The following is a 25,814-nucleotide window of genomic DNA, read 5'->3' on the forward strand; positions in this document are numbered from 1 at the left end:
CTGGTACGGCCGGTACGGCCACGGAAGAGATGGCAACTCATGTCAGTGCAGACCGAAGGCACGGACACGGCCGGGGAGCCCGCTGTCCGCAAGCCCCGGGTGCCGGCGCCGCCGAGAGGTGAGAGCCGGCCCTCCGGGCCCCCGTCCGGCCGCCGCGGCGCCGTCGCGCCCTATCTGCTCCTGCTGCCCGCGTTGCTGGCCACACTGGTCCTGCTCGGCTGGCCCCTGGTGAAGAACGGCATGCTGTCGTTCCAGAACCTCAACCCGCGGCAGCTCATCCAGCACCTCACCGAGTGGAACGGCGTCGACAACTACAAAGAGGTCCTGACCGGTTCGGACTTCTGGCACGTCGTTGAGCGCTCGGTTGTCTTCACCGCGGCCAACGTCGTCCTGATCATGGTGTTCGGCACACTGATCGGGCTGCTGCTGGCCCGCCTCGGCAAGAAGATGCGACTGCTGCTCCTGCTGGGGCTCGTCCTCGCCTGGGCCATGCCCGTCATCGCGGCCACCACGGTCTACCAGTGGCTGTTCGCCCAGCGCTTCGGCGTCGTCAACTGGGTCCTGGACAAGCTCGGCTGGCACTCCATGGCCGACTACAACTGGTTCGGCTCCCAGTTCTCCACCTTCTCCGTGATCACCCTGCTGATCGTCTGGGGGTCGATCCCGTTCGTGGCGATCAATCTGTACGCCGCCACCACCACGATCCCCAGGGAGCTGTACGAGGCCGCCTCACTGGACGGCGCCGGCGCGTGGAAGAGCTTCACCTCGGTGACCTTCCCGTTCCTCAGGCCGTTCCTGTACGCCACGACCTTCCTCGAGATCATCTGGGTGTTCAAGGCGTTCCCGCAGATCTTCGCGATCAACGAGGGCGGCCCCGACCGCCTCACCGAGACCCTGCCGATCTACGCCTTCGTGGAGGGCGTCGGCAACCAGCACTTCGGTGTCGGCGCGGCGATCTCCTTCCTGACGATCCTGGTGCTGCTCGTCATCACCTCGTACTACCTGCGCATGGTGCTCAAGCAAGAGGAGGACGAGCTGTGAAGCGCTCCGCATTCGGCCGTTTCTGGCCCAACGCCACCGCCGTCATCCTCTTCGTCGGCTTCGTGTTCCCCGTCTACTGGATGTTCGCCACGGCGTTCAAGCCCACCGGTGACATCATCTCCGAGGACCCGGTGTGGTTCCCGACCCACGTCACCCTCGGCCACTTCGGTAAGGCCGTGGACGCCGACCACTTCTGGACCCTGGTCGCGAACTCCGTCACCGTCACGGTCAGTTCGGTGCTCCTGTCCCTGGTCATCGCCCTGTTCGCCGCCTTCGCCCTGGCCCGGATGCGGTTCAAGGGCCGGCGCGGCCTCATCGTGACCTTCATGCTGGCGCAGATGGCCCCCTGGGAGGTCATGGTCATCGCCATCTACATGCTGGTCCGCGACAACGACATGCTCGACAGCCTGGTCCCGCTCACCGTCTTCTACACGATCATGGTGCTGCCACTGACCATCCTGACGCTGCGCGGCTATGTGGCCGCCGTGCCGAAGGAACTGGAGGAGTCGGCGATGGTCGACGGATGCACCCGGCCGCAGGCCTTCCGCAGGGTGATCTTCCCGCTGCTGGCGCCCGGCCTGATGGCGACCTCGCTGTTCGGCTTCATCACCGCCTGGAACGAGTTCCCGCTGGTCCTGATCCTCAACAAGGACATCGAGAAGCAGACCCTTCCCCTGTGGCTGTCCCAGTTCCAGACCGCCTTCGGCGACGACTGGGGCGCCACGATGGCCGCCTCCTCCCTGTTCGCGCTGCCCATCCTGATCCTCTTCATCTTCCTGCAGCGCAGGGCCGTCAGCGGCCTGACCGACGGCGCCGTGAAGGGATGACGCCCCGATGACCACCACACGCGCCACCACCGCGTCCGACCACGGCTCCGCCGCGGGTGACGCCCTGACCCGCGACGCGCTCGCCGTGCTGCAGCCGGGCTTCGCCGGCACCACCGCACCCGACTGGGTGCTCCGCCGGCTCGGCGAAGGACTGGCCGCCGTCGCCCTGTTCGGCCGCAACGTCGCCAGCCCGGAACAAGTCACCGACCTCACCGCCCGGTTGCGGGCCGAGCGGGACGACCTGCTGGTGGCCATCGACGAGGAGAGCGGCGACGTCACCCGCCTCGAGGTCCGCACCGGCTCCTCCTTCCCCGGCAACCACGCCCTCGGCGCCGTCGACGACCTGGAGCTCACCCGGAGCGTCGCCCGTGAACTGGGCCGCCGGCTCGCGGCATGCGGCGTCAACCTCAACTGGGCACCGTCCGCCGACGTCAACGCCAACCCCGACAACCCGGTCATCGGCGTACGCTCCTTCGGCGCGGGCACCGACCTCGTCGCCCGGCACACCGCCGCCTACGTCCAGGGCCTGCAGTCCACCGGCGTCGCCGCGTGCACCAAGCACTTCCCCGGTCACGGCGACACCAACGTCGACTCCCACCACGCCGTCCCGCACATCGACGTCGACGCGGACACCCTGTACGCACGTGAACTGGCCCCGTTCCGCGCGGCCATAGCGGCCGGGACCCGCGCCGTCATGAGCGCCCACATCCTGGTCCCCGCTCTGGACCCGCAGTACCCCGGGACCCTCTCACGCCGCGTCCTCACCGAGTTGCTGCGCGGCGAACTGGGCTACGACGGGCTGATCGTCACCGACGGCATGGAGATGCGCGCCATCTCGGGGACGTACGGTCTGGAGCACGGCGTCGTCCTGGCGATCGCGGCGGGCGCCGACGCCATCTGTGTCGGTGGCGGGCTGTGCGACGAGGGCACGGTGCTGGGGTTGCGGGACTCGCTCGTCGCGGCCGTACGCTCCGGCGAACTGCCCGAGGAACGGCTGGCGGACGCCGCCGCCCGGGTGCGGCAGCTGGCGCGCTGGACCGCCGAAGCGCGACGCGACCCTCAGGTCGTGGCCGAACCCGCCCCGGAGATCGGCCTGGTCGCGGCGCGCCGCGCGCTGTCCGTGACCCGCGCGGGCGACGCCGCGCCGGTCACCGGACCGGTGTACGTCGCCACCTTCAACCCGGCCGCCAACATCGCCGTCGGGGACGAGACCCCCTGGGGCGTCGGCGCCGAGCTCGAACGCCTGCTCCCCGGCACCGCGACCGGCTTCTTCACCGGTGCCGACGCGGGGGGCGCCGCACTCGCGGCCGCGGACGGCCGGCGCATCGTCGCCGTGGTCCGCGACGAACACCGGCACGACTGGATGCGCGCGGCCCTGGACGTCCTCCTCGCCGCCCGCCCGGACACCGTCGTGGTCGAGATGGGCGTACCACAGGCACCGCCACGCGGCGCCCTGCACCTCGCCACGCACGGCGCGGCCCGTGTCTGCGCGGTGGCGGCGGCCGAGCGCGTCGTCGCAGGCTGACGGCACGGTGCCACAAGCGCCGACGGGAACCATGCCCGTCGGCGCTCGTTTTTGTTCGACGACCCGCACTCGACGGGCACCCTTCCCTGTCGTCAACAGCGGCCACAACCGACAAGGCACGCCCCACCGAAAGCCCCTGAACGACCACTCTTCGTGCCGCTGGACACCTCTGCTCAGCGGCACAAAGAGCCGGTGGCCGGACTCGGCATCCTTGAAGCCTCCTGGACGGCAGGGGCCGGCTGTTCGCCCGAGCCGCGGACTATCAGCCGGGTGGGCACGGTGATGGTGCGAGCGCGGGAGTGGTCGCCGTCGAGCCGGGTCAGGGCCGTGGTCGCCGCCGTTCTGCCGATCTCCTCGGGGTCCTGGGCGACGACGGTCAGGGCCGGTTCGAGTGCCTCGGCGAGCGCCACGTCGTCGAAGGCGACGACGGCGATGTCCTTGCGCTTGCTGCGGGCGAGTTCGGCGACGATGCCCAGCGCCATGATGTTGTTGCCGGCGAACAGGGCGGTGGGGGGATCGGCCAGTCCGAGGAGCTGGGCGGTGGCGCGCTCGGCCCCCTGCTGGTCGTGGGCGCTGATGACGAGCGAACGGTCGTAGGGGATGTCGGCTTCCTGCAGGGCCGAGCGGTAGCCGGCCAGGCGTTCGCGGCGGGTGTAGAGCCTGACGGGCAGGTCGCCGACGAAGCCGATGCGCCGGTGCCCGTGGGCGACCAGGTGGGCGACGCCGGTATGGGCGCCCGCACGGTTGGAACTGACGATGCTGTCCGTGGACAGCGCCACTCCCGGACGGTCGAGGAAGACCACCGGTAGCCCAGCCGTGCGGTGGGACTTGAGGTGTGCGTGGTCGGCGCCGACGGACGGCACGACCATCAGGATGCTGACGCGGCGGGCGAGGAACTTGTCCGTCAGGGCCCGTTCGCGACGGGGGTCGTCGGCGGAGGAGCCCATGAGCAGGGTCAGCCCGCGTTCGCGGACGGTGTCCTCGATGGCGCGGGCCACGGCTCCGAAGAAGGGGTTGGCGAGGTCGGGGATGACCAGTCCGATGGTGGTGTCCGGGCCGCCGACGCGGATGTTGCGTGCCATGAGGTTCGGCTGGAAGCCGAGCTTCGCCACTGCGGCGAGCACCTGTTCCCTGGTCTGTGCCGAGACGGGACCGTCCTCGTTGAGGACGCGGGAGACCGTCTTGGCGCTGACACCCACCTCCTGGGCGACATCGGCCAGGGTGGGGCGGCGGTTCGCTGCCATGGAGGAAACCGTCTCCTGTGAGCTCTCGGTTCCGGCCGCGGCCTCGGCCGGAAACAACGGGAGCTGGGTCGTGTTGTCAGGTGGCCTGGACTCCGGCGGCCTTCGCGGCCGCCGAGTCAGCTACGACAGTATCTCCGGCCTCGTCGACGCTGAGCGCGCCGGTCATGATGGCGACGACCTCGGCCATCGAGTAGTCCGAGGGCTTGATGAGGGCGGCGCGCCGGCCCAGCCGGTGGACGTGGATCCGGTCCGCGATCTCGAAGACGTGGGGCATGTTGTGGCTGATCAGCACCACCGGCATCCCCTTGTCACGGACGCGGCGGATCAGGTCGAGGACCTGGCCGGACTCCTTCACGCCGAGGGCGGCGGTGGGTTCGTCCATGACGACGACGGAGCGGGCCCAGGCGACGGCGCGGGCGACCGCGACGGCCTGCCGCTGTCCGCCGGAGAGGGTCTCGACCGGCTGCGTCAGCGAACGCAGGCCGATCTTCAGGTCCGCCATGTGCTCGGCGGCCTCCTGCCGCATCCGCTTCTTGTCGAGCATGCGGAAGGCGCTGCCGAGGATGCCGGGCCGGCGCAGTTCGCGGCCGAGGAACACGTTCGAGGCGATGTCCATGGAGGCGGCCACGGCCAGGTCCTGATACACCGTCTCGATGCCGTGGGCGCGGGCGCTCTGCGGACCGGAGAACTGGATCGGCTCACCGTTCAGCCGGATCTCGCCCTCGTCGGGGACCACCGCACCGGTGAGCGCCTTGATCAGGCTCGTCTTGCCGGCTCCGTTGTCGCCGATGACGGCGAGGACCTCGCCGGGCAGCAGATCGAAGTCGGCGCCGTCGATGGCGGTGACGTGGCCGTACCGCTTGACCAGGCCGCGGGCCTGCAGAACGGGGGTGGGGGTGCCGGTGGCGGTCATCGGGCCTTCTTCCGGGAGATCTGGTCGACGGTCACCGCGAGGATCACCAGAACGCCGGTGATCAGGGTCTGGTAGATGGAGGCGACGCCCATCAGCTGCAGACCGTTGCGGAACACGCCGACGATGAGGACGCCGATGAAGGTGCCCAGAACCGAGCCGCGGCCACCGAAGAGGCTGGTGCCGCCGAGCACCACGGCGGTGATGCTGTCGAGGTTGTCGGTCTGCCCGGCCTGCGGGTCGCCCACTCCGGTGCGGGAGATGAGCAGCAGGGCGGCGACGCCGTACAGCAGGCCGGCCGTGGCGTAGATGCCGATGGTCAGCCGGGAGGTGCGGATGCCGTTGAGCCGGGCCGCTTCCTGGCTGTTGCCGAGGGCGTAGACGTGCCGGCCCCAGCCGGTACTGCTCAACGCGTAGGCGAGCAGCAGGAACAGGGCGATGGTGACCAGGGAACCGTAGGTGATGTCGGTGTGGCCGAGCGGGAAGGTCTGCCCGAGAGCCGTGAGCGGGCCGGGCAGGTTGGTGACGGTCTGCTCCTCGGAGTAGATGTGCGTCAGCGCGAACGCCACGTTGAGCATGCCGAGCGTGACGATGAACGGCGGCAGCGGGATCTTCTGCACCAGCAGTCCGTTGAGCAGGCCGAAGCCGGCGCAGACGGCGATGCCCAGGGCGATGGCGAGCAGCGGTGGCAGGGTGCCCGCGGCCGCCATCTTGGCGATCATGATGCTGCCGAACGCCATCACGGCCCCGCACGACAGGTCGATGCCCGCGGTGAGGATGATCAGGGTCTGTCCGATGGCGAGGGTGCCGACGACCATGACCTGCTGCACGATCAGGGAGAAGTTCCCGCCGGTGAGGAACTGGTCGGTCGAGACGGAGAAGAAGACGCAGGCCAGGAGGAGCGCGGCCAGGGGCCCGGTGGTCGGCGCCGTGAGCAGTCTGCGGGCCGTGGTCGGTGCCTTGAGCTCCGCGTAGGGCGTGGTCGTGGCTGTCATGCGAAGTCCTTGTCGGAAGACAGATGTCCTTGTCGCCAGGACAAGGGGGGCGGCCGTCCCGGGGGTGGTCGTGGGGCCGGCCGCCCCGCTGAGGAGGCGGCGGTGTCGTACGGTCCTTCAGGGGCGCGTCAGCCCCAGCAGTTCTCCAGGCCGAACGCGGTGTCCTTCGACGTGACCCCCGACTGCGCCTTGTCGGTGATCAGGTTGACGCCGGTGTCGGTGTAACCGGACGCCTTCTTGCCGGTCTTGGCGTACGTCACGACGGCCTTGACGCCCTCGGCGGCCATCTTCAGCGGGTACTGCTGGGAGGTGGCGGCGATCTTGCCGTCCTTGACGGCCTGGGTGCCGGTGCAGCCGCCGTCGACGGAGACGATCAGGACGTCCTTCTCCCGGCCCTTGGCCTTCAGTGCGGTGTACGCGCCCAGTGCCGCCGGCTCGTTGATCGTGTAGACGAGGTTGATGTCCGGGTTCTTCTGGAGGCAGTTCTCCATCGCCGTCTGGCCCTTGGCCTGGTCGCCGCCCGTGTCCTGGGCGCAGACGACGTCCTTGTCGGTGGCGCCGAAGCCCTTCAGGAAGCCGTTGTGCCGCTGGACGCCGACGGAGACGCCCGGCGCGAGGTCGAGGGCGGCTATCTTGGCCGACTTGCCCTTCATGGCGGCCTTGGCGTACTCGCCGATCAGCTCGCCGGCGTGGAGGTTGTTGGTGGCGAAGAGGGCGTCGACCGCGCTCTGCGGTTCGGTCGGGGTGTCCAGGGCGATGACCAGGACACCCTTGGCGCGGGCCTTCGCGATCGCGGGCACGATCGCCTTCGAGTCGCTCGGCGTGATCAGGATGCCCTTCACGCCGGAGGCGACCATGTTCTCGATGGCGGTGACCTGTCCGGCGTTGTCTCCGTCGAACTTGCCTGCGGCGGTGACCAGTTGGGCGCCGTTCTGCTTGGCGGCCTTCTCCGCGCCCTCCTTCATCTTCACGAAGAACGGGTTGGTCTCGGTCTTGGTGATCAGACCGACCTTGACCTCGCCCGAGCCGGAGCTCGCGGAACTGGACCCGGACCCGGATCCGCAGGCCGTCAGAGTGAGGGCCGCGACGCCCGTGACCGCGGCGGCTCTGAGGAGGGAGGAGGACAGACGAGTGGTGCGAGACATGAACGACTCCTGCGGGATAGCGAGCGGCGCGGGACCGGGATCAGAGCATGCCGCCCCGGGGTGTCATCGTTGACTTATGTCATCGTTGACACTGCTTGCCGAGGATGATGGACTCCGGTTCGCGGCAACGTCAATGCCTTTCACCCGTCACAAATTGGCAACGTCCGATCCGCTGTTGACCGCGACTGATCAGGGGCCCGAGCAGGGATGCGCCCCTGTTCGACCGTATTTGTCCGGAAAGAAGGGCAGCCCATGAGTTCGTGTCGGATCACCGTCCTGGGGGAGTGCGTCGCGGACGCCTTCGCCGAACCCGCGAGCACCCCGAACGAACTCGCTCTGCGTGTGCTGCCCGGCGGCGGACCCGCGAACACCGCCGTCGCCCTGGCCCGGCTGGGCACACCGGCCCGCTTCCTCGCGCGGCTGTCCCAGGACGTGTTCGGGCGCCTGTTCCGTGCGCACCTGGAGGCTTCCGGCGTGGACCTGTCGTACGCCGTCGCGGCCGGCGAGCCCAGCACGCTCGCCGTGGCGGAACTGGATGCCCAGGGGCAGGCCGCGTTCTCCTTCCACGCGCAGAACACGGCCGACTTTCAGTGGACGCCGGCGGAGCTGTCCGGGGTGGACCTGTCCGGGACCTCCTGTGTGCACACCGGGTCGCTGGCGCTGGTCCGTGAGCCCGGCGGGGCGGTGGTGGAGGAGTTCCTGGCCGCCTCCGCTTCCCGGGCCACCATCAGCATCGATCCCAACGTCCGCCCGTTGCTGGTCCGTCCCGAGGTGTACCGCGCCCGGCTCGCGCACTGGTGCGGCCTCGCCGACATCCTGCGGCTGAGCGAGGACGACCTGGAGCAGCTGCTGCCGGGCACCTCGCCCGAGCGGGCGTGCGACACCTGGCACGCGGCAGGGGCACGGCTCGTCGTGATCACGCGCGGTGCCGAGGGGGCGCTGATCTCGCTCGACGGCGAACGGCGGCAGGTGCCCGCGACGGCGACGCGGGTGGTCGACACGGTCGGCGCGGGGGACTCCTTCACCGCCGGGCTGCTGCACCAGCTCGGCAGCCGCGGACTCCTCGGCGGCCGGCTGGTCGGTCTCACCCTCGACGACGTCGCGGAAGCCTGCCGGTTCGCCACCCGCGTCGCAGGCCTGACCTGCTCGGTCGCCGGTCCCAACCCGCCGTGGCGGCAACAGCTCGCGAGCGCCGACGGCGTCTGACGGACAGCCGATCCCGGCCGGAGTGATCACACCGGAACCGTTGACGTCTCGGAGGACTTCCGTCCATCATCAGGCCACTCGATGTCAACGATGACACAAGTCGGCGACGCCACCCCCGGCCGACGTGGCCCACGGCGGTCCCCGTCGCCGACCGACGAGACGACCGCAACCCGGAACCCGAGGAAACGCCACTGTGACCAAGAGCCTGCTCGCCGAGTTCACCGCCCGCGAGGGCGCGGAGGACGAAGTCGCCCGCCTGATCCGGGACTACGCCCGCGAGGTGCGCCAGGAGGACGGCAACCTCGCCTTCGACGTCTACACCAAGGCGTCCGCCCCGCGCGCCTACTGGATCTTCGAGGTCTACCGGGACGAGGACGCGTTCCAGGCACACCTCCAGGCACCGTACGGCGCCCCGTTCAACACCGCTCTCACCCCGCTGATCGAGGAGGACGCCTCCGTGCTCACCTTCCTCGACCCGGTGACCTGATCCCGCGTCACCCAGGCAGGAAACCCGCTGGGCGAAGGCTCAGGCGCAGGACGTGAGGAATTCGACGAGCGCCGCGTTCACCTCGTTCGGGCGTTCCTGCTGGGTCCAGTGTCCGCAGCCCGCCAGTTCGAGGGGCCTGCGCCTCAGGCTGGGCATCAGGTCGGGGAGTTTCTCGATGAGTTCGGGTGTGCCGGGGAAGGCGGGCACGAGGTCGCGGTCGCCGTAGATGTACAGGGCGGGGCGGGTGACGACGGCGCCGTGCCAGGGTGCGGTGAGTTCCCAGTTGCGGTCGAGGTTGCGGTACCAGTTGAGGGCGCCGGTGAAGCCGTCGGAGAAACTCTCGGTGAGTGCGTCGAGGTCCTCGTCGGTGAACCACTCCGGCAGGACCTCGGGGTCCGGCATGGCCTCGAGCCAGCCCCGCCCGGGTTCGACCAGTGGCTGCTTGATCTCACCGCTGGGAGAGGCGGAGCCGGAAGCCGAGTAGAAGAACTTGCGGAGGGTGGTGCGTACGTCCCTGCCGAACTCCGCGTCGGCCACACCAGGGCGGTTGAAGTAGTTCCAGTAGAACCGGCCGCCGAACCTCTCCTCCATGGAGGCCAGCGGAGGCCTTGTCCCCCGGAACGGGGGCGGCACACTCAGGCCGGCCACCCCGAGCACCATGTCCGGTCGCAGCAGGGCGGTGTGCCAGGCGACCGGCGCACCCCAGTCGTGGCCGACGACGTACGCCTTCTCCTCGCCGAGGGCGTGGACGAGGCCGACGACGTCGCCGACCAGGTGGAGGATGGTGTACGCGTCGACGTCGTCGGGATGGTCACTGCGCCCGTACCCACGCTGGTCGGGGGCGACGACCCGGAAACCGGCGTCGGCCAGCGGGCCGAACTGGTGGTGCCAGGAGTGCCACGACTCGGGGAAGCCGTGCAGGAGTACCACCAGGGGGCCCTCGCCCTGCTCGGCGATGTGCAGCCGAACGCCGTTCACGTCAACCATTCGATGCTCAACCATGGTGCATCAGCGTACGTGCCCTGTACTCGGGCCGGCCCCGTGCCGTGGACGCCGATGACGTGGTCGAGGTCCGCGCCGGTCGTGTGGGCCAGGGTGTCGGGGGCCATGTCGGTCTGCCGGATCTGTTCGGCGGGCGCAAGCACCGACCACACCGTTCGCCAGATTGCCGCATCCGAAAGACCGGCGCCCGGGGAAGAGAGAGTGACGCAGCGCTGCGCCGTCGAGCGGCACCGGGGAAGGGAGCCGAGATCATGGCCGGGAAGAAGCGGCACGACCGAGCGGACACGGAGCTCGCCGAAGGCGAGAAGGTGGCCTGGACCAGCCACGGATCCACTGCCGAGGGAGAGGTGGAACGCAAGATCACCCGACGTACCGGCGCCGCCGGCCGAACCGTGGACGCCTCGCCGGACGAACCCCAGTATGAGGTCCGCAGCGCCAAGTCGGGCAGGACCGCGGTACACAAACCGTCGGCCCTGCGCAAGAAGTGAGCCGCACCCCCGCACCCACGACAGGACGGCGTCCATGCAGACGTTCCTGCCCGATTCCGACTTCCGGCGCTCCGCCCTCCTCCTGGACCGCCGCCGCCTGGGCAAACAGCGGGTCGAGGCCCTCCAGGTCCTGCGCGGCCTGACCGTCCCCGGGTACGGCTGGCGCAGGCACCCGGCAGTGCGCATGTGGAGCGGATACGAGGAGGCACTGGTCCGCTACGGTCTGGAAGTGTGCCGGGTGTGGCGGGAGCAGGGGCACCAGGACAGCTGCGCCGCATCACTGATCGCCGGATACGAGGCATGCCGTCCGGGTGCTCCCGTACGCGATCAGCCCGCCCTCGCCGCCGCCGGGGAACTACCGCCATGGCTCGGGGACGAGGCCTTCCACCGCAGCCACCGGTCCGCGCTCGTCCGCAAGGACCCGGAGACGTACACGCACGCGTTCCCCGGCGTACCCGACGACCTGCCCTATGTGTGGCCGCCGTCCGACCGGCACGGCGGCGCCGGGTAGCGGCTCCCTGACCGGCGCTCAGGTGCGTGCGGCGGCTGTGCTGGAGCGCAGTGAGATCGGCGGGGTCAACAGGATGTGCCGAGGCGGGGTGTCCGGCGCGGTGATGCGTTCCACCAGCAGGGAAACGGCTTTCTCGCCCATTTCCAGGGCCGGGACGTCCGCTGCCGTGAGGGGCGGGCGGAAGTCCTCGGCCCAGGTCCTGGCCACCACTCCGGTGATCGAGAAATCGTGGGGCACTCGGAGGCCGGTGTCGGCCAGCGCGCGCTGGATGCCGGGCAGGGCGGCCTCGTTGATGGTGGTGACAGCGGTGAGGTCCGGATGGCTGCGCAGGAGCTTCTCGACGCATTCCTGACCTGAGCGGGCGTCGTCCCCGCACGGCACTTCGGTACCGTCGAGGCCGTGTTCCGCCACGGCGGCCTCGAAACCCACCCTGGCCCTGCGCGCCGGACCGTAACCGGTCGAGACGAGTTCGGGGGAACGGGTGATCAGAGCCACTCGGCGGTGCCCCAGATCCGCCAGGTGCCGCACGGAGTGCCGGACCAAGCCGGCGTAGTCGACGTCGATCCAGGACATCTGCTGGTCGCCGGCCGTGTGCCCGATACCGACGAAAGGCAGCCCGGCGTCCTGCAGACGTCCCACACGAGGGTCCTCCAGGCGGATCTCCATCAGGATGACACCGTCGACGCGGCTCTCCGAGACCAACCGCTCGAAAGAGCGGTCGTGATCGGCGCCGGAAGGGGACAGCAGCACATCCAGGTCGACCCGGGCGGCGGCGTCGACCACGCTGGCCACGAAGTCCAGCTGCATGTGTGTGAGTCTGTTGCCGGCCGGCGGGATGACGAGACCGATCGTCCGGGTCCGGCCCTCCTTCAGGGCCCGCGCGGTCGCGTTGGGGCGATACCCCAGTTCGTCGATGACGTCCTGGATACGTCTCCGGGTGTCGCTCGCGACGGGTCGTTTGCCGCTGAGCGCGTAGGACACCGTGCTGCGTGACACGCCGGCGCGCCGAGCGATCTCCCCGATGTTCATTCAGCTCCCCAAGAACCCACCCGCGGGTCGACAGGATAGCTCGCGGGATTCGGTTCGCCGGCGGCACGGGATGCGACGGCTGGGAGGTGTGGGCGGCGCGCGGTGACACGCCGGGGCGGCGGCCGGATGCCGCCCCGGCGTGGGGTGCGGGTCCCTCACTGGTTCAGCTCAGCGTCCATCGCTGGTTGGACTCGCCGCTGCAGGTCCACAGTTGTACCGGGGTGCCGTTGGTCGTGGCGGAGCCGGTGACGTCCAGGCACAGGCCGGACTGGGCGCTGGTGATGGTGCCGTTGGGGTTCAGCGTCCACTGCTGGTTGCTCTGGCCGTTGCAGGTCCAGGTGATGACCTTGGTGCCCGGACTGGTGCCCCGACCGGAGGCGTCCAGGCACAGCCGGCTGCCGCCGGAGTACACGGTGAGCTCGCGGGAGGCGGTCTGGGACCAGGTCTGGTTCGCAGCACCGGTGCAGTCCCGGATCTGCGTCTGCGTACCCGGTGTCGTGGACGCGCCCGGCACCTCCAGACACCTGCCCGCACCCACCGCTCGCAACGCACCCGTACCGCTGGGCGGAGTGGTGGTCGGGGGCGCGTACGGACACTTGCCGTGATAGACCGAGATGCCGACCGGGTCGGCCAGGGCCGAGCAGAGGAACTGGGTGTAGCGGGTGTCCTCGTCGACGAAGATCTTGAGCCAGGGGATCAGCACCTTCATCTCGGTGTTGTTGGGGTGCGTGTAGTAGACGTGGTCGGCTCCGGCGATCTGGAGGAAGGCGCTCTGCGTGGCGGCGGGCATGGCGGCGTACAGGCCGTCGAGGTAGGAGGGGGTGACGACGGTGTCCTTCTGCCCGCCGATGACCATGGTGGGCACCTGGTCGGTGGCCAGGCTCTGTGAGGGGGAGAAGGGCGCGAGGGCGATGGCGGCCTTCAGCGACGGCCGTCGTTCTGAGGCGCTGACGGCCCCGCCTCCGCCCATCGAGTGGCCGATGACCGAGAGCCGTCCGGGGTCGACCCGGTCACGCACGGGGCTCCGCTGGGTCAGGTAGTCCAGCGCTGCCAGCAGTTGGGTGCCGCGGGCGGTGTCGTAGTCGGTGCGGCTGTTGGTCTCGACGCCGATCACGACGAAACCGAAGGACGACAGCCATGGCCCCATCCATGCCTCTTCGTCGGCGAACCGGGCGGTGTAGCCGGGGACGATCGCGACGGCGCCCCAGGTGCCCAGACTGGTGTCGGTGGGGTAGTAGATCGTGCCGCCGTTGAATCCGTTGCCGGGTGGCACGCTGACCGACGCGGTGGTGAAGGGGCCGTGGCTGGCGGCGACGCTAGCCACGGTGGGGTCTGGGCCGCGCTGGTGCGGGTTGCCGGCGGCCGACGCCGGCTGGAGGGTCGCGAGCATAGCGGCGATCAGTCCCGCGAGCGCCACGAGTGCGGCCGCGACCGCCTTGACGGGCCGTTCCCTCGACCCGGGCCGTGCCCGTAAGCCGGGCTGTCTCCGGCCGACCGGGAACCCCTCGGGCTCCCGCGGTGCAGGTGCGCTTCCTGGCATCAGTGACCTCCTTGGTACAACCCGGTTCGGACAGTCCGCCCACACCGACGAGGCAGTCGGAGCGGGGGCTGTGGCCAAGTGGACCTGCCGGCGACCACGCCGACGGCCACACCCCGTTCCGAGGCCGTCGGCGTGGTCGCCGTCGTGGGCGGAGCTGTGGCAGCCGTGGCCGGGCAGGCAGGTTTCGTCCGAGGTACGGATGGTGCTGTTCGCCCTGGTGTCCGGCGGTGCATACAACCGTCTGCGCGCCCTGGCGGCTCAAGGCGGAAGAAGGGCGACCGAGTGCCATGAGTTGCGGGGAACGGCCTCGGGTTGCCGGGAACCGGCAGGTGTTCCGTGGTGCAGCAGTACGGGAAGGCGTCGAGCGAACCGGTTCCACGCAAGCGCTTCGACGGGATGGTACGACTGGCGGAGTGAGGGGTCAATGGTGCGCCGCGCGCGAAGAGGGCAGCGACGCGCGGGCCGAGGCGCCGCCGCTCCGTCCAGTGCCCTCCGCAACGGCCCTCCGTCATCCGGGTCCGGCGGCTGTACCACTGTTCAGCAGCGTGATGGTCAGGCGCCCTGTGAGCAGGGCGCGGACGCCGGACGCTCCCGCGCGGTCGACCGCGTCCCGCGCGGCGGGAGGTCGCGCCACCGTCCGTATACGTCCGCACCGGACGTGTTCGATCGGGCCGATCGGTCCCGCACCGCAGGATTCAGCCGTCGAACCGATTCCGCGACAAGGTTCGGAGCAGAATCCTCCGCACCCTTGACAGTCCGTGAAGCCGGGAGCACCGTCTCCCCCCGAAACCTCTTTGCAATCCCGCTGAACAAATACGGCACCTCCGAGCGCTTCTGGATCGTCAGCGCCACCAACACGACCCGATCGGGTCGCGTCGGCACGGTAGGGAGATCGGATGGGAACCACACGTACAAGACGCCACCTGCTGTCCGGGCGCGGCGGCGTGCGACGGTTACCCGCGGCGCGGCGCCGTGGCAGGCCGGGCGACGTGGTGGATCGGGCACACGATCCTCTGCCGGCGCGCTCACCCCGCTTCCGGCCCACGGTGCTGGCCCGCGCGGGGGCGGCCGCCGTGCTCGTGGCCGGCACGCTGGCGGGTGCCACGGCCGCGGCGAGTACGGCCGGTGCCGACACGTCCGGGCCGTGCGACATCTATGCGGCGGGCGGCACGCCCTGCGTGGCGGCGCACAGTACGACCCGAGCGTTGTACGCCTCGTACAACGGGCCGCTCTACCAGGTCCGGCGTGCCTCGGACAACACCACGCGGAACATCGGCGTACTGAGCGCGGGCGGGTACGCCGACGCCGCCGCCCAGGACTCGTTCTGCTCGGGGACGACCTGCCTGATCACGATCATCTACGACCAGTCCGGCCGCGGCAACAACCTCACCCAGGCGCCCGGGGGAGGTGCCGCGGGCGGCCCCGACAACCTCGCGAACGCGACCGCCGCACCCACCACGGTGGGCGGACACAAGGCCTACGGCGTCTACGTGGCGCCCGGCACGGGCTACCGCAACAACCGCACCAACGGCATCGCGACCGGGGACAACCCCGAGGGCATGTACGCGATCTTCGACGGCACGCACTACAACGGCGGCTGCTGCTTCGACTACGGCAACGCCGAGACGGACAGCAACGACGACGGCAACGGCACCATGGAGGCCATCTACTTCGGCAACATCAGGGTCTGGGGCTACGGATCGGGCAACGGCCCCTGGATCATGGCCGATCTGGAGAACGGCCTGTTCTCCGGTGTCAACCAGCACTACAACGCAAACGATCCGACCATCAACTACCGGTACACGACCGCCATCATCAAGGGCGGCCCGAACCACTGGGCGATCCGTGGCGGCAACGCGCAGTCCGGCGGCCTGTCCACCTTCTACGACGGGGTGCGTCCAGGCGTCCCGGGCTACAACCCGATGCGGAAGCAGGGTGCCATCATCCTGGGCATCGGCGGCGACAACAGCAAGGGTGCCCAAGGCACCTTCTACGAAGGCGTGATGACCTCCGGTTACCCGTCGGACGCCACCGAGAACGCGGTGCAGGCCAATATCACCGCGGCGGGATACAGCAACGCCCCTTCCGGCGGGACGAACACCGGTGCCCTGCACGCGGTGGGCGCGGGCAAGTGCCTGGACGTGCCGAACTCGTCCACCACGGCCGGTACGCAGCTGCAGATCTGGGACTGCAGCGGTGGCGACAACCAGAAATGGACCCGCACGTCCTCCAACCAGCTGACTGTCTACAGCGGTAGCAGCCAGATGTGCCTGGACGCGTACAACAACCAGACCTCCGCCGGTACCAAGGTGGTGACCTGGCCGTGCAACGGCGGCGCCAACCAGCAGTGGCAACTGAACTCCGACGGCACCGTCACCGGCACCCAGTCCGGACTCTGCCTCGACGTCACCGGCGCCTCCACCGCCAACGGAGCCCTCGCCGAACTCTGGCCGTGCAACGGGGGATCCAACCAGAAATGGAATCTCGACTGACCTGACCGGCTCCATCCCGTGACCGGCTCGCCGCCGGTCACGGACACCCGCCAATCAGCCGACAGCCCCACACCCCCGGCGCACACGCGCCACCACCGGAGGATGACGATGTCCAGAGCCAGAGTGCTCCGTGGCCTCTGGGCCGCCCCAGTAGCTCTGTTCGCCTTGCTGGCCGGAAACCTGGGCACGGCAGGGCCCGCGGGAGCCGCACCCGCCGAGCACCGGGCGGCGACCGCCGACCTGTACGTGGCGCCGGACGCCGCTCCCGGCGGGAACGGCACCGCCGAGCAGCCGTTCGCGACGATCGACCAGGCGCGGCAGCCCGCGCACCGGCTCTCGGCCGATTCGGACGTCGTGGTCCACCTGGCCGGTGGCACCTACCGGCTGTCCAAGCCGCTGACCTTCGGCTCCGACGACAGCGGCCAGAACGGCCACACCATCACCTACCAGGCGGCAGCCGGACAGCAACCGGTCGTGAGTGGCGCCCAGCAAGTGTCAGATTGGCAGGTGCATGATCAGAATGCCAACATCTGGTCGGCCCACGTCGGCACCGGCGTGAACACACGCCAGCTGTACGTGAATGGCAAGGAGGCACCGCGGGCGGCGATCCAGGTGCCCCGCTCCGCCTTCACCTTCACCCCGACCGGCCTCACCGTCACCGACTCCTCCCTCGACTACCTGGCCGGGCTCTCGGACAAGAACCACATGGAAGTCGAGAGCGTCAACTCCTTCACCGACCGCTACGCGCCGGTCCAGTCGATCAACGGCAGGACCATCACCATGCAGCAGCCCGCGTGGAACAACAACTCATGGGGCTACGACACCATCAACGCGCCGTTCGCCGGCGGAACGATGTACCTCGAGAACAACTACGCGTTCCTGAAGCAGGCCGGACAGTGGTATCTCGACTCGTCCACCGGCGATCTGTACTACCGGGCGCAGCCGGGGCAGAATCCGAACAGCCTCGCCATCGAACTGCCCCGGCTGCAGAGTCTGCTCGGCATCAGCGGCGGCTACGGTTCACCGGTGACCGGCCTGACCTTCACCGGCATCCGGTTCACGGGCACCTCCTGGCTCGGCCCGAGCGGGCCCGACGGCTACGCGGACCAGCAGAGCGGCGCGCACATCACCGGTGCCTTCGCGATGCCCGCCAACTGGCTGAGTACCTGCAAGTCGGGGTGCACCCAGTTCGAGGCCACCCGCAACCACTGGGCGCAGATGCCCGCGGCCGTGCAGGTGTCCGCCGCCACCGGCATCACGTTCTCCGGTGACACGTTCTCCGAACTCGGGCAGGTGGGACTGGGCGTGGGGAACGACGGCGTGGCCACGGCCTCCGGCACCGGACTCGGCGCGAGCGGCATCACCATCACCGGCAACACGTTCACCGACGACGCCGGCAGCGGCATCCAGGTCGGAGGGATCCAGCCGGACGCGCACCACCCCGGCAACCCGCGGATGACCAACCAGAACATCACCATCAGCAACAACCGGATCAGCGGGGTGGGCACCGACTACAAGGAGACCGCGGGAATCCTGTCCACCTACGTCACGAACGCGACGATCACCCACAACCAGTGCGACCACCTTCCCTACGACGGGATCGACATCGGCTGGGGCTGGGGCATGAACGACCCGGGCGGCAGCCAGGACTACGCCAACCGGGGCACGTACAACTACCAGCCCGTCTACAGCACCCCCACGACGCTGAAGAACAACACCGTCTCCCACAACCTGGTCTTCGACACCAAGAAGGCGATGTTCGACGGCGGCAGCATCTACAGCCTGTCCGCGAACCCCGGCTCGGTGATCTCCGACAACTACATGTACGGCAACAACCACACCACCGCGCTGTACCTCGACGAGGGCTCCCGCTACCTGACGGTGTCGCACAACGTGGTGCAGGACGCCGGTAACTGGGCGCTCACCAATGCCAACGGCAACAACCACACCGACGACAGCACCTTCTCCGGCAACTGGTACAACGGCGGCAACACCTACGTGGCCACCGGCCCGCCGCACAACAACGTCCTCACCGGCAACGTCCAGGTCAGCGGCACCAACTGGCCGCAGGGCGCGAGGCAGGTCATCCAACAGGCAGGCGTCCAGACGTCCGGCGGCGACGGCGGCTTCCCCACCGGCTACCACCAACTGGTGATCGGCAGCAACAACCTGTGCCTGGACGTGTACGGCAACTCCGGCAGCGCGGGAGCCGCGATCGACCAGTGGACGTGCAACGGCCAGAGCAACCAGCAGTTCCAGTTCCTGCCGGTCTCGGGCGGATACGGTCAGTTGCAGGCCCAGAGCTCCGGGCTGGTCGTGGCGGTGTCGGGCGGCTCCACGACCGCCGGTACCCCCGACATCGTGCAGCAGGCCCCAGGCGGAGGGACCGGGAGTCTGTGGCTGCCGGTGCAGCAGTCCGACGGCTCGTACGCCTTCAAGAACCAGAACAGCGGCCTGTGCCTGGACGTCTACGGCGGCAGCGGCAGCCCCGGCCAGCAGCTCGACCAATGGACCTGCAAGAACACCGCCGGCAGCAACCAGGACTTCACCCCGCGCTGACCGACTCGCGCCCACACGTCTGTCGCGCGCCCGTGAGGAACGCCGATGATCTCACCCCCCACCCGAGGAGAATGATCTGCCATGTCCTGGCTCAACGAGGGGGCCCGTCTCCGCAAGGCCCTGACCTCGGCCACCGGTCTGACGGCCGGCACGCTACTGGCCCTGACCGGTGCGGCCGCGCCCGCCGCCCACGCGGCTTCCGGCACGCTCGGCGCGGCAGCGGCCCAAAGCGGCCGCTACTTCGGCACGGCCGTGGCCGCCGGAAGGCTCGGTGACTCGACGTACTCCACGATTCTCGACCGGGAATTCAACATGATCACCCCGGAGAACGAGATGAAGTGGGACACCATCGAACCGTCCCGCGGCAACTTCAACTTCGGCCCGGCCGACCAGATCGTCAATCACGCCATCGCGCACGGTCAGCGGATGCGCGGCCACACCACGGTGTGGTACCAGCAGCTGCCCGGTTGGGTCAATGGCATCAGGGACGCGAACACCCTGCGCAGTGTGATGGACAACCACATCACCACCGAGATGAACCACTTCAAGGGCAAGATCTACGCCTGGGACGTGGTCAACGAGGCCTTCGCCGACAACGGCAGCGGTCAGCAGCGCAGTTCGGTGTTCCATGACGTGCTGGGCAACGGATTCATCGAGGAGGCGTTCCGCACCGCGCGGGCCGCCGACCCTTCGGCCAAGCTCTGCTACAACGACTACAACATCGAGAACTGGAGCGACGCCAAGACCCAGGGTGTCTACAACATGGTGCGCGACTTCAAGTCGCGCGGTGTGCCCATCGACTGCGTGGGTTTCCAGAGCCACTTCGGCGCCGGTGGCCCGCCGTCGAGCTTCCAGACCACCCTGTCCAACTTCGCCGCCCTCGGCGTCGACGTCCAGATCACCGAACTCGACATCGCCCAGGCACCGCCGACGGCCTACGCGAACACCGTCAAGGCCTGTATGAACGTCGCCCGCTGCACCGGCATCACCGCCTGGGGCATCCGGGACAGCGACTCCTGGCGCAGCGGGGACAATCCGCTGCTGTTCGACCGCAACGGCAACAAGAAACCGGCCTACGACGCGGCCCTGTCAGCGCTGGGCGGCAGCGGGGGGAACCCGGGGGACCCGGGGGGCATCGTCTCGGGCCAGGTGTACACGCTGACCGATGTCGCCGCCGGCCGGGTGCTGGACGTACCGAACGGGCAGACGGGGAACGGTACGCAGCTGCAGGTCTGGGACGCGGGCGGCGGTGCCGCGAACCAGCAGTGGCGGGCGAGTCAGAACGGTGACGGTTCCTACACGCTGACGAACATCGCCAGTGGGCGGGTCCTGGACGAGCCGGGCGGCCAGACGGGCAACGGCACACGGGTGGTGATCTGGGACGCCAACGGCGGCGCCAACCAGCACTGGCGGGCCGGCCGGAACGGCGACGGTTCGTACACCCTGACCAACGTCGCTTCCGGCCGGGCGCTGGAGACTCCCTCCGGGCAGAGTGCCAACGGGGCCCCCGTCCAGATCTGGGACTCCAGCGGCGGCGCCAACCAGCACTGGAACTTCAGGTGAGGTGATCGGAGCCAAGCGCGCGCTCCTGCCACCGCATCGCTTCGGCGGACCATGACGAACACCCGCACCCGGCACGGCGGCCGTCGCCGGACGCGGGTTTCGCCATGCCGTCACAGCGCCCCGACCAGGCAAGACATGGGATGGATAGTGGTCAGATCGACGGGGACGGGTCTATTGACAGCCGGAGTGGCGTATGGAATCACTATCGACATGGGATGTCTGAGAGTTCCCTGTGGGTGCTCTCGACCGTCCCGTCCCCGCTCGGACTGACACGGCACTCTCTGTCCCCTTCCCCCACATCTCCAAGGAACAGAATGCAGCCTTCATCCGTTCCGCCCCGGAGCCCCGCGGCTCTCGGGCCACGCTTACCCGCGGCCGCCGCCGTTTGCGTGATGGCACTGCTGGCCATGTTGCTGGCCGCCGCGCCGACGTGGTCGGCGCCGGCGTCGGCGGCACCCCTGGTGAGTTCCGCGTCGGGGCGGTGCCTGGACGTCAGGGGCAACGTCGACACCCCGGGAACGACGCTGCAGATATGGGACTGCAACGACCAGGCCAACCAGGCCTTCGAGTTCACTTCGGCGGGTGAACTCAGGACGATGAACGGCACCCGGTGCGTGGACGCGTACGACAACCGGACGGCTCCCGGAGCCGCAGTGGTCATCCGGTCGTGCGACGGGCGGCCTACCCAGGTGTGGCGAGAGAACTCCGACGGATCCGTCACCGGTGCGGCGTCCGGATTCTGCCTGGACGTCAACGGGGCGGGAACGGCCAACGGCACCGCGGTGATTCTGTGGAGCTGTAACGGCCAGAGCAACCAGAAGTGGAGCACTCCGGCGCCTCCGCCTCCGCCCTCGCCCGGTGGATCGGGCTCGTGCGACATCTACGCCGCGGGCGGCACCCCCTGCGTCGCCGCGCACAGCACGGTGCGGGCCCTCTACAGTGCGTACCAAGGCGCCCTCTACCAGGTCAGGCGCTCCTCGGACAACGCGACGAGGGACATAGGTGTACTGGCACCCGGCGGCTTCGCCGACGCGGCGGCCCAGGACTCGTTCTGCGCCGGCACCTCGTGCGTGATCACGGTGGTCCGCGACCAGTCCGGACACGGCAACGACCTGTGGTACCAGGGCTCGGCCCAGGTCCCGGGATCGAGTCAGAGCAGCCCCGCGAAGGCGACCTCCGAGTCGCTGACCGCCGGGGGCAGCAAGGCGTACTCGCTGTACATCAACCCCGGGAACAGCTACTGGCGGGACGGACACCTGACGGGCGTGCCGACCGGTACCGCACCCGAAGGGGCATACATGGTGACCAGCGGCACCCATGTCAACGGCGGCTGCTGCTTCGACTACGGCAACAGTGAGACGACCCGGAAGGCCGACGCCGCCGGGGCGATGGACGCCATCAACTTCGGTACCGAGTGCTGGTTCGGCGGCTGCGCCGGCAGCGGGCCCTGGGTGCAGGCCGATCTCGAGTGGGGCCTGTACTCCGGCGGCAGCCAGTCCTGGAACCGGAACCAGCGCGCGTTTCCGAGCAAGTTCGTCACCGCCATGCTGAAGAACAACGGGACGTCGAGGTTCGCCCTCAAGGGCGGCAACGCGCAGTCCGGCGGCCTGACCACCCTGTGGGACGGCGGGCTTCCCGGCGGATACAGCCCTATGAAGAAACAGGGAGCCATCGTCCTCGGGAGCGGCGGCGACTGCTGCAAGCCCGGCGGCGGCGCCAACCTGAGTGCCGGCACCTTCTACGAAGGGGCGATCGTCGCCGGCTATCCCTCCGACGCGACGGACAACGCGGTCCAGGCCAACATCACCGCGGCCGGCTACCGCTGAGCTCCGTTCACAGGTGAGCGGTGGTCCCCCCCGGCAACGCCTGAGGGACCGCCGCGCAACCTGCCTCGCCGCCACGCACGCGTTCTCTCCCAACCCGGCCCAGGAGTCGATGAATCATGCCCGTGATCACTGACAGAGCCAGGCGACTGCGGCCGCTCTCCCGACTGCTTTCTCTGCGCAGGGCCCTGGCGCTCACCTTCTCGGTCGTGCTGCTCACCGTGGCCGCCCCCCTCCTCGCCCTCGACACGGCGCAGCCCGCCGCCGCGCTGGGAAACGGCCTCGCGCTCACCCCGCAGATGGGCTTCAACGACTGGAACGCGTACGGCTGCAACGTCTCCGAATCACTCATCAAGTCCACCGCGCAGGCGATGCACACCAACGGCATGCAGGCGGCGGGCTACTCGTACGTCAACATCGACGACTGCTGGATGACCCACAGTCGCGATTCCGGCGGCCGCCTGGTGCCGGACCCGGCCAAGTTCCCCGACGGCATCAAGGGCACCGCGGACTACGTGCACTCGCTGGGGCTGAAGCTGGGGATCTACGAGGACGCCGGCACCGCGACCTGTGCCGGGTATCCGGGCAGCCTGGGGCACGAGACCACGGACGCGCAGTCGTTCGCGTCGTGGGGCGTGGACTACCTGAAGTACGACAACTGCAACAACACCGGTGCGCCGGCACGGACCCGGTACACCGCGATGCGTGACGCCCTGGTGGCCACCGGCCGGCCGATCCTGTTCAGCCTGTGCAACTGGGGCCAGGAGAACGTGTGGACCTGGGGCGCGGACGTGGGCAACAGCTGGCGCACCACCGGGGACATCAGTGCCAGCTACTCCAGCATGCTGTCGATCTTCCACAGCAACGTGGGACTGGCCTCCTACGCCGGCCCCGGTCACTGGAACGACCCGGACATGCTGGAGGTCGGCAACGGCTCGATGACGGCCACCGAGAGCCGCAGCGAGTTCAGCCTGTGGGCGGAGATGGCCGCGCCGCTGATCGCTGGCACCAACATCCCCTCGGCCAGTGCGGAGACCCTGTCCACGCTGACCAACTCCCGGGTGATCGCGGTCGACCAGGACCCCCTGGGCAAGCAGGGCACCATGGTCTCCTCCTCGGGCGGTCTGGACGTGCTGGCCAAGCCGCTGGCCAATGGAGACGTGTCGGTCGCGCTGTTCAACGAGACGGGCTCGACGGCGACCATCACCACCAGCGCGGCCGCGATCGGGAAGACCGGCGCGTCCGCCTACACCCTGACCGACCTCTGGTCGGGGGCGTCCTCGACCACCACCGGCACGATCAGCGCCTCGGTGCCGGCCCACGGCACGGTGATGTACCGGGTCGCGGGCGGCACCAGCGGCGGCGGCACCAACGTGACCGGCGCGCTGCACGCGGTGGGTTCCGGCAAGTGCCTGGACGTACCGAACTCGACCACGACCGCCGGGACCCAGGTGGAGATCTGGAGCTGCAACGGCGGGACCAACCAGACATGGACGCACTCCACCTCCCACCAGCTCACCGTCTACTCCGGTAGCCGCCAGATGTGTCTGGACGCCTACGACAACCGGACCAGCCCCGGGACGAAGGTGGAGATCTGGTCCTGCAACGGCCAGACCAACCAGCAGTGGACGCTGAACTCGAACGGCACGATCACCGGTGTCCAGTCCGGCCTGTGCCTGGACGTCACCGGAGGGGCCACGGCCGACGGCGCCCTTGCCCAGCTGTCGACCTGCAACGGCAGCAGCAGCCAGCGGTGGACGCTGGGTTGAACCCCCTTAGGCGCAGCTTCGGTGCCGCCGTGGGGGCGGCACCGCCACAGAGGAGGTCTCCATGATCGAACCAGCCGGCCACCACCGGCGACGGCGATGGAAAGCCGTGCTCCTTGTCGCCCTGGCGATGGCCCTGGCAGCGTTCGGAGCGCCGGCGTTCGCCAAACCCTCGCAGCCGGGTACCACGGCCACCGTCCACCAGCCGGTGGCACACCGCGCGGCGGACACATCGCTTCCGTGTGACATCTACGCCGCGGGCGGTACGCCGTGTGTGACGGCGCACGCCACTACCCGGGCGCTGTTCGCGTCGTACAACGGGCCGCTGTACCAGATCCAGCGGTCCTCCGACCACAGCTACCGCGACATCGGTGTGCTCAGCGCGGGCGGGTACGCCGACGCGGCGTCCCAGGTCTCGTTCTGCGCGGGCACCTCGTGCACGATCACGAAGATCTACGACCAGACCAGCATGCACAACGACCTGCCGATCTCCTGGGGCGGCTTCTGGAAGGGGCCCGGACCAGGCGGATCCGACGTCGGCGCGGATGCCATGGCCCTGCCGGTGACCGCGGCCGGCCACCAGGTCTTCGGTGTCAAGGTCAAGCAGGGTGTCGGCTACCGGATCGACCACGCGAAGGGCGTGGCCACCGGTTCCCAGCCCGAAGGCATCTACATGGTGACGTCGTCGAACTACACCAACCAGTGGTGCTGCTTCGACTACGGCAGCGGCGAGAACTCCCACACCGACACCGGCGACGCCACCATGAACGCCATCTACTGGGGCAACGCCTGCTGGTTCAACGGGTGCACGGGCAACGGCCCTTGGGTCGAGGCCGACCTGGAGAACGGTATGTACCACACCAACACCGGTTCCAACAAGGACCCCAACAACACCGGTGTGCACTTCCCGTTCGTCAGCGCGTGGCTGAAGAACAACGGCACCAGCAACTTCACCCTCAAATACGGCAACGGCAGCAGCGGCGGCCTGACCACCACCTTCTCCGGCCCCTTGCCCAGGGGCTACTCGCCGATGAAGCTCGACAGTTCGGTGCTGCTCGGCACCGGGGGTGACAACAGTGTCTCGGGTACCGGCGAGTTCTTCGAAGGCGCCATGACGGCGGGTTACCCCTCCGACGCCACCGAGAACGCCGTGCAGGCCGCCATCACCGCCGCCGGCTACGGAGTGGGCGGCGGCGGTGGCAACACGACCGGTGCGCTGCGTGCGGTGGGTGCGGGCAGGTGTCTGGAGGTGCCGGGCGCGTCCACGACGCCGGGTACGCAGACGCAGATCCGGGACTGCGCCGGCGCGGCGAACCAGACCTGGTCGAAGACCGCCTCCCAGGAGCTCACCGTGTACTCCGGCGGCAGCCGGCTGTGCCTGGACGCCTCCGGTCGGGGCACCAGCCCCGGCACCAAGGTCATCACCTGGACCTGCAACGGCCAGGCCAACCAGCAGTGGAACGTCAACACGGACGGCACCGTCACCAACGCCCAGTCCGGCCTGTGCCTGGACGTCACCGGCGCCGCCACCGCCAACGGCACCCCCGTCGAACTGTGGACCTGCAACGGGCAATCCAACCAGCAATGGTCACTGAGCTGACCCCTTGAAGGAACGTCCCTCACACGCCGCAGCGCGGCGGCGCCGAACCAGGAGGAGGATC

Annotated in this window: 19 protein-coding genes and 1 pseudogene; 13 read left to right on the plus strand and 7 right to left on the minus strand. The window is 69.2% G+C overall.

The window, feature by feature from the left end; translation table 11 throughout:
- Nucleotides 1–39 precede the first annotated feature (39 nt).
- The 3 genes from ACFYZQ_RS12270 to ACFYZQ_RS12280 are packed head-to-tail and all read left to right on the plus strand — an operon-like array spanning nt 40 to nt 3,393.
- Nucleotides 40–1,041 carry a carbohydrate ABC transporter permease gene (locus ACFYZQ_RS12270; protein WP_389145229.1) on the plus strand — a complete coding sequence of 334 codons (1,002 nt, stop codon included), beginning with the start codon at nt 40–42 and terminating at the stop codon, nt 1,039–1,041.
- Nucleotides 1,038–1,868 carry a carbohydrate ABC transporter permease gene (locus tag ACFYZQ_RS12275; RefSeq protein ID WP_389145232.1) on the plus strand — a complete coding sequence of 277 codons (831 nt, stop codon included), beginning with the start codon at nt 1,038–1,040 and terminating at the stop codon, nt 1,866–1,868. The genes ACFYZQ_RS12270 and ACFYZQ_RS12275 overlap by 4 nt, the downstream gene beginning before the upstream one ends.
- Before the next feature lie 7 nt (nt 1,869–1,875).
- Nucleotides 1,876–3,393, plus strand: a complete 1,518-nt coding sequence (locus ACFYZQ_RS12280) for a glycoside hydrolase family 3 protein (RefSeq protein ID WP_389145235.1) — start codon at nt 1,876–1,878, stop codon at nt 3,391–3,393.
- Nucleotides 3,394–3,566: 173 nt separating this feature from the next.
- Here the strand turns inward: ACFYZQ_RS12280 and ACFYZQ_RS12285 are convergent, their stop codons facing one another.
- The 4 genes from ACFYZQ_RS12285 to ACFYZQ_RS12300 all read right to left on the minus strand — a co-directional run bounded on the left by ACFYZQ_RS12285 (nt 3,567) and on the right by ACFYZQ_RS12300 (nt 7,687).
- The gene (locus ACFYZQ_RS12285) at nt 3,567–4,637 is read right to left on the minus strand and encodes a LacI family DNA-binding transcriptional regulator (RefSeq protein WP_389145238.1); all 1,071 of its coding nucleotides are present in this window, start codon (nt 4,635–4,637) and stop codon (nt 3,567–3,569) included.
- A 76-nt stretch (nt 4,638–4,713) separates the two neighbouring features.
- Nucleotides 4,714–5,550 carry an ATP-binding cassette domain-containing protein gene (locus ACFYZQ_RS12290; protein ID WP_389145240.1) on the minus strand — a complete coding sequence of 279 codons (837 nt, stop codon included), beginning with the start codon at nt 5,548–5,550 and terminating at the stop codon, nt 4,714–4,716.
- Nucleotides 5,547–6,542, minus strand: coding sequence for an ABC transporter permease (locus tag ACFYZQ_RS12295; RefSeq protein WP_389145243.1), 996 nt, complete (start codon nt 6,540–6,542; stop codon nt 5,547–5,549). Before ACFYZQ_RS12295 ends, ACFYZQ_RS12290 begins: the two co-directional genes overlap by 4 nt.
- Nucleotides 6,543–6,670: 128 nt before the next feature.
- Nucleotides 6,671–7,687 (minus strand): sugar ABC transporter substrate-binding protein, encoded by a 1,017-nt coding sequence (locus ACFYZQ_RS12300; protein ID WP_389145246.1) that lies wholly within the window; start codon nt 7,685–7,687, stop codon nt 6,671–6,673.
- 252 nt (nt 7,688–7,939) lie between these two features.
- Between ACFYZQ_RS12300 and ACFYZQ_RS12305 the strand changes: the two genes are divergently transcribed.
- Together ACFYZQ_RS12305 and ACFYZQ_RS12310 are read left to right on the plus strand one after the other, a co-directional pair.
- Complete coding sequence (locus tag ACFYZQ_RS12305; protein WP_389145249.1) at nt 7,940–8,893, plus strand: carbohydrate kinase; 954 nt, start codon at nt 7,940–7,942, stop codon at nt 8,891–8,893.
- 193 nt (nt 8,894–9,086) lie between these two features.
- Complete coding sequence (locus ACFYZQ_RS12310) at nt 9,087–9,380, plus strand: putative quinol monooxygenase (protein ID WP_389145252.1); 294 nt, start codon at nt 9,087–9,089, stop codon at nt 9,378–9,380.
- 39 nt (nt 9,381–9,419) lie between these two features.
- Here the strand turns inward: ACFYZQ_RS12310 and ACFYZQ_RS12315 are convergent, their stop codons facing one another.
- Nucleotides 9,420–10,367 carry an alpha/beta fold hydrolase gene (locus ACFYZQ_RS12315; protein WP_389146212.1) on the minus strand — a complete coding sequence of 316 codons (948 nt, stop codon included), beginning with the start codon at nt 10,365–10,367 and terminating at the stop codon, nt 9,420–9,422.
- A 266-nt stretch (nt 10,368–10,633) separates the two neighbouring features.
- On the opposite strand from ACFYZQ_RS12315, the gene ACFYZQ_RS12320 reads away from it, so the two are divergent.
- Both ACFYZQ_RS12320 and ACFYZQ_RS12325 read left to right on the plus strand, forming a co-directional pair.
- A complete protein-coding gene (locus ACFYZQ_RS12320) occupies nt 10,634–10,870 on the plus strand; it encodes a DUF2945 domain-containing protein (protein WP_389145254.1) in 237 nt (78 codons plus the stop codon).
- Between the two features lie 34 nt (nt 10,871–10,904).
- Nucleotides 10,905–11,381 (plus strand): MSMEG_6728 family protein, encoded by a 477-nt coding sequence (locus ACFYZQ_RS12325; protein WP_389145257.1) that lies wholly within the window; start codon nt 10,905–10,907, stop codon nt 11,379–11,381.
- Between the two features lie 18 nt (nt 11,382–11,399).
- Here ACFYZQ_RS12325 and ACFYZQ_RS12330 read toward each other — a convergent pair whose 3' ends face one another.
- Both ACFYZQ_RS12330 and ACFYZQ_RS12335 read right to left on the minus strand, forming a co-directional pair.
- The gene (locus ACFYZQ_RS12330; RefSeq protein ID WP_389145260.1) at nt 11,400–12,410 is read right to left on the minus strand and encodes a LacI family DNA-binding transcriptional regulator; all 1,011 of its coding nucleotides are present in this window, start codon (nt 12,408–12,410) and stop codon (nt 11,400–11,402) included.
- A 163-nt stretch (nt 12,411–12,573) separates the two neighbouring features.
- A complete protein-coding gene (locus ACFYZQ_RS12335; protein WP_389145263.1) occupies nt 12,574–13,950 on the minus strand; it encodes an RICIN domain-containing protein in 1,377 nt (458 codons plus the stop codon).
- Between the two features lie 896 nt (nt 13,951–14,846).
- Between ACFYZQ_RS12335 and ACFYZQ_RS12340 the strand changes: the two genes are divergently transcribed.
- The 6 genes and pseudogenes from ACFYZQ_RS12340 to ACFYZQ_RS12365 all read left to right on the plus strand — a co-directional run bounded on the left by ACFYZQ_RS12340 (nt 14,847) and on the right by ACFYZQ_RS12365 (nt 25,753).
- Nucleotides 14,847–16,442 (plus strand): arabinofuranosidase catalytic domain-containing protein, encoded by a 1,596-nt coding sequence (locus tag ACFYZQ_RS12340; protein WP_389145266.1) that lies wholly within the window; start codon nt 14,847–14,849, stop codon nt 16,440–16,442.
- A 108-nt stretch (nt 16,443–16,550) separates the two neighbouring features.
- Entirely contained in the window at nt 16,551–19,001 is a 2,451-nt protein-coding gene (locus tag ACFYZQ_RS12345) for an RICIN domain-containing protein (protein ID WP_389145269.1), read from the plus strand.
- Between the two features lie 81 nt (nt 19,002–19,082).
- A pseudogene (locus tag ACFYZQ_RS12350) lies at nt 19,083–20,561 on the plus strand (endo-1,4-beta-xylanase); the annotation flags it as partial.
- A gap of 395 nt (nt 20,562–20,956) precedes the next feature.
- Entirely contained in the window at nt 20,957–22,390 is a 1,434-nt protein-coding gene (locus ACFYZQ_RS12355) for an arabinofuranosidase catalytic domain-containing protein (RefSeq protein WP_389145271.1), read from the plus strand.
- Between the two features lie 116 nt (nt 22,391–22,506).
- Nucleotides 22,507–24,156: a glycoside hydrolase family 27 protein gene (locus tag ACFYZQ_RS12360; RefSeq protein WP_389145274.1), complete on the plus strand. Its 1,650-nt coding sequence runs from the start codon at nt 22,507–22,509 to the stop codon at nt 24,154–24,156.
- Nucleotides 24,157–24,217: 61 nt separating this feature from the next.
- Nucleotides 24,218–25,753, plus strand: a complete 1,536-nt coding sequence (locus ACFYZQ_RS12365) for an arabinofuranosidase catalytic domain-containing protein (protein ID WP_389145277.1) — start codon at nt 24,218–24,220, stop codon at nt 25,751–25,753.
- Nucleotides 25,754–25,814 lie beyond the last annotated feature (61 nt).

Origin of the sequence: Streptomyces sp. NPDC001843 (assembly GCF_042891955.1) — a bacterium.
Classification (GTDB): domain Bacteria; phylum Actinomycetota; class Actinomycetes; order Streptomycetales; family Streptomycetaceae; genus Streptomyces.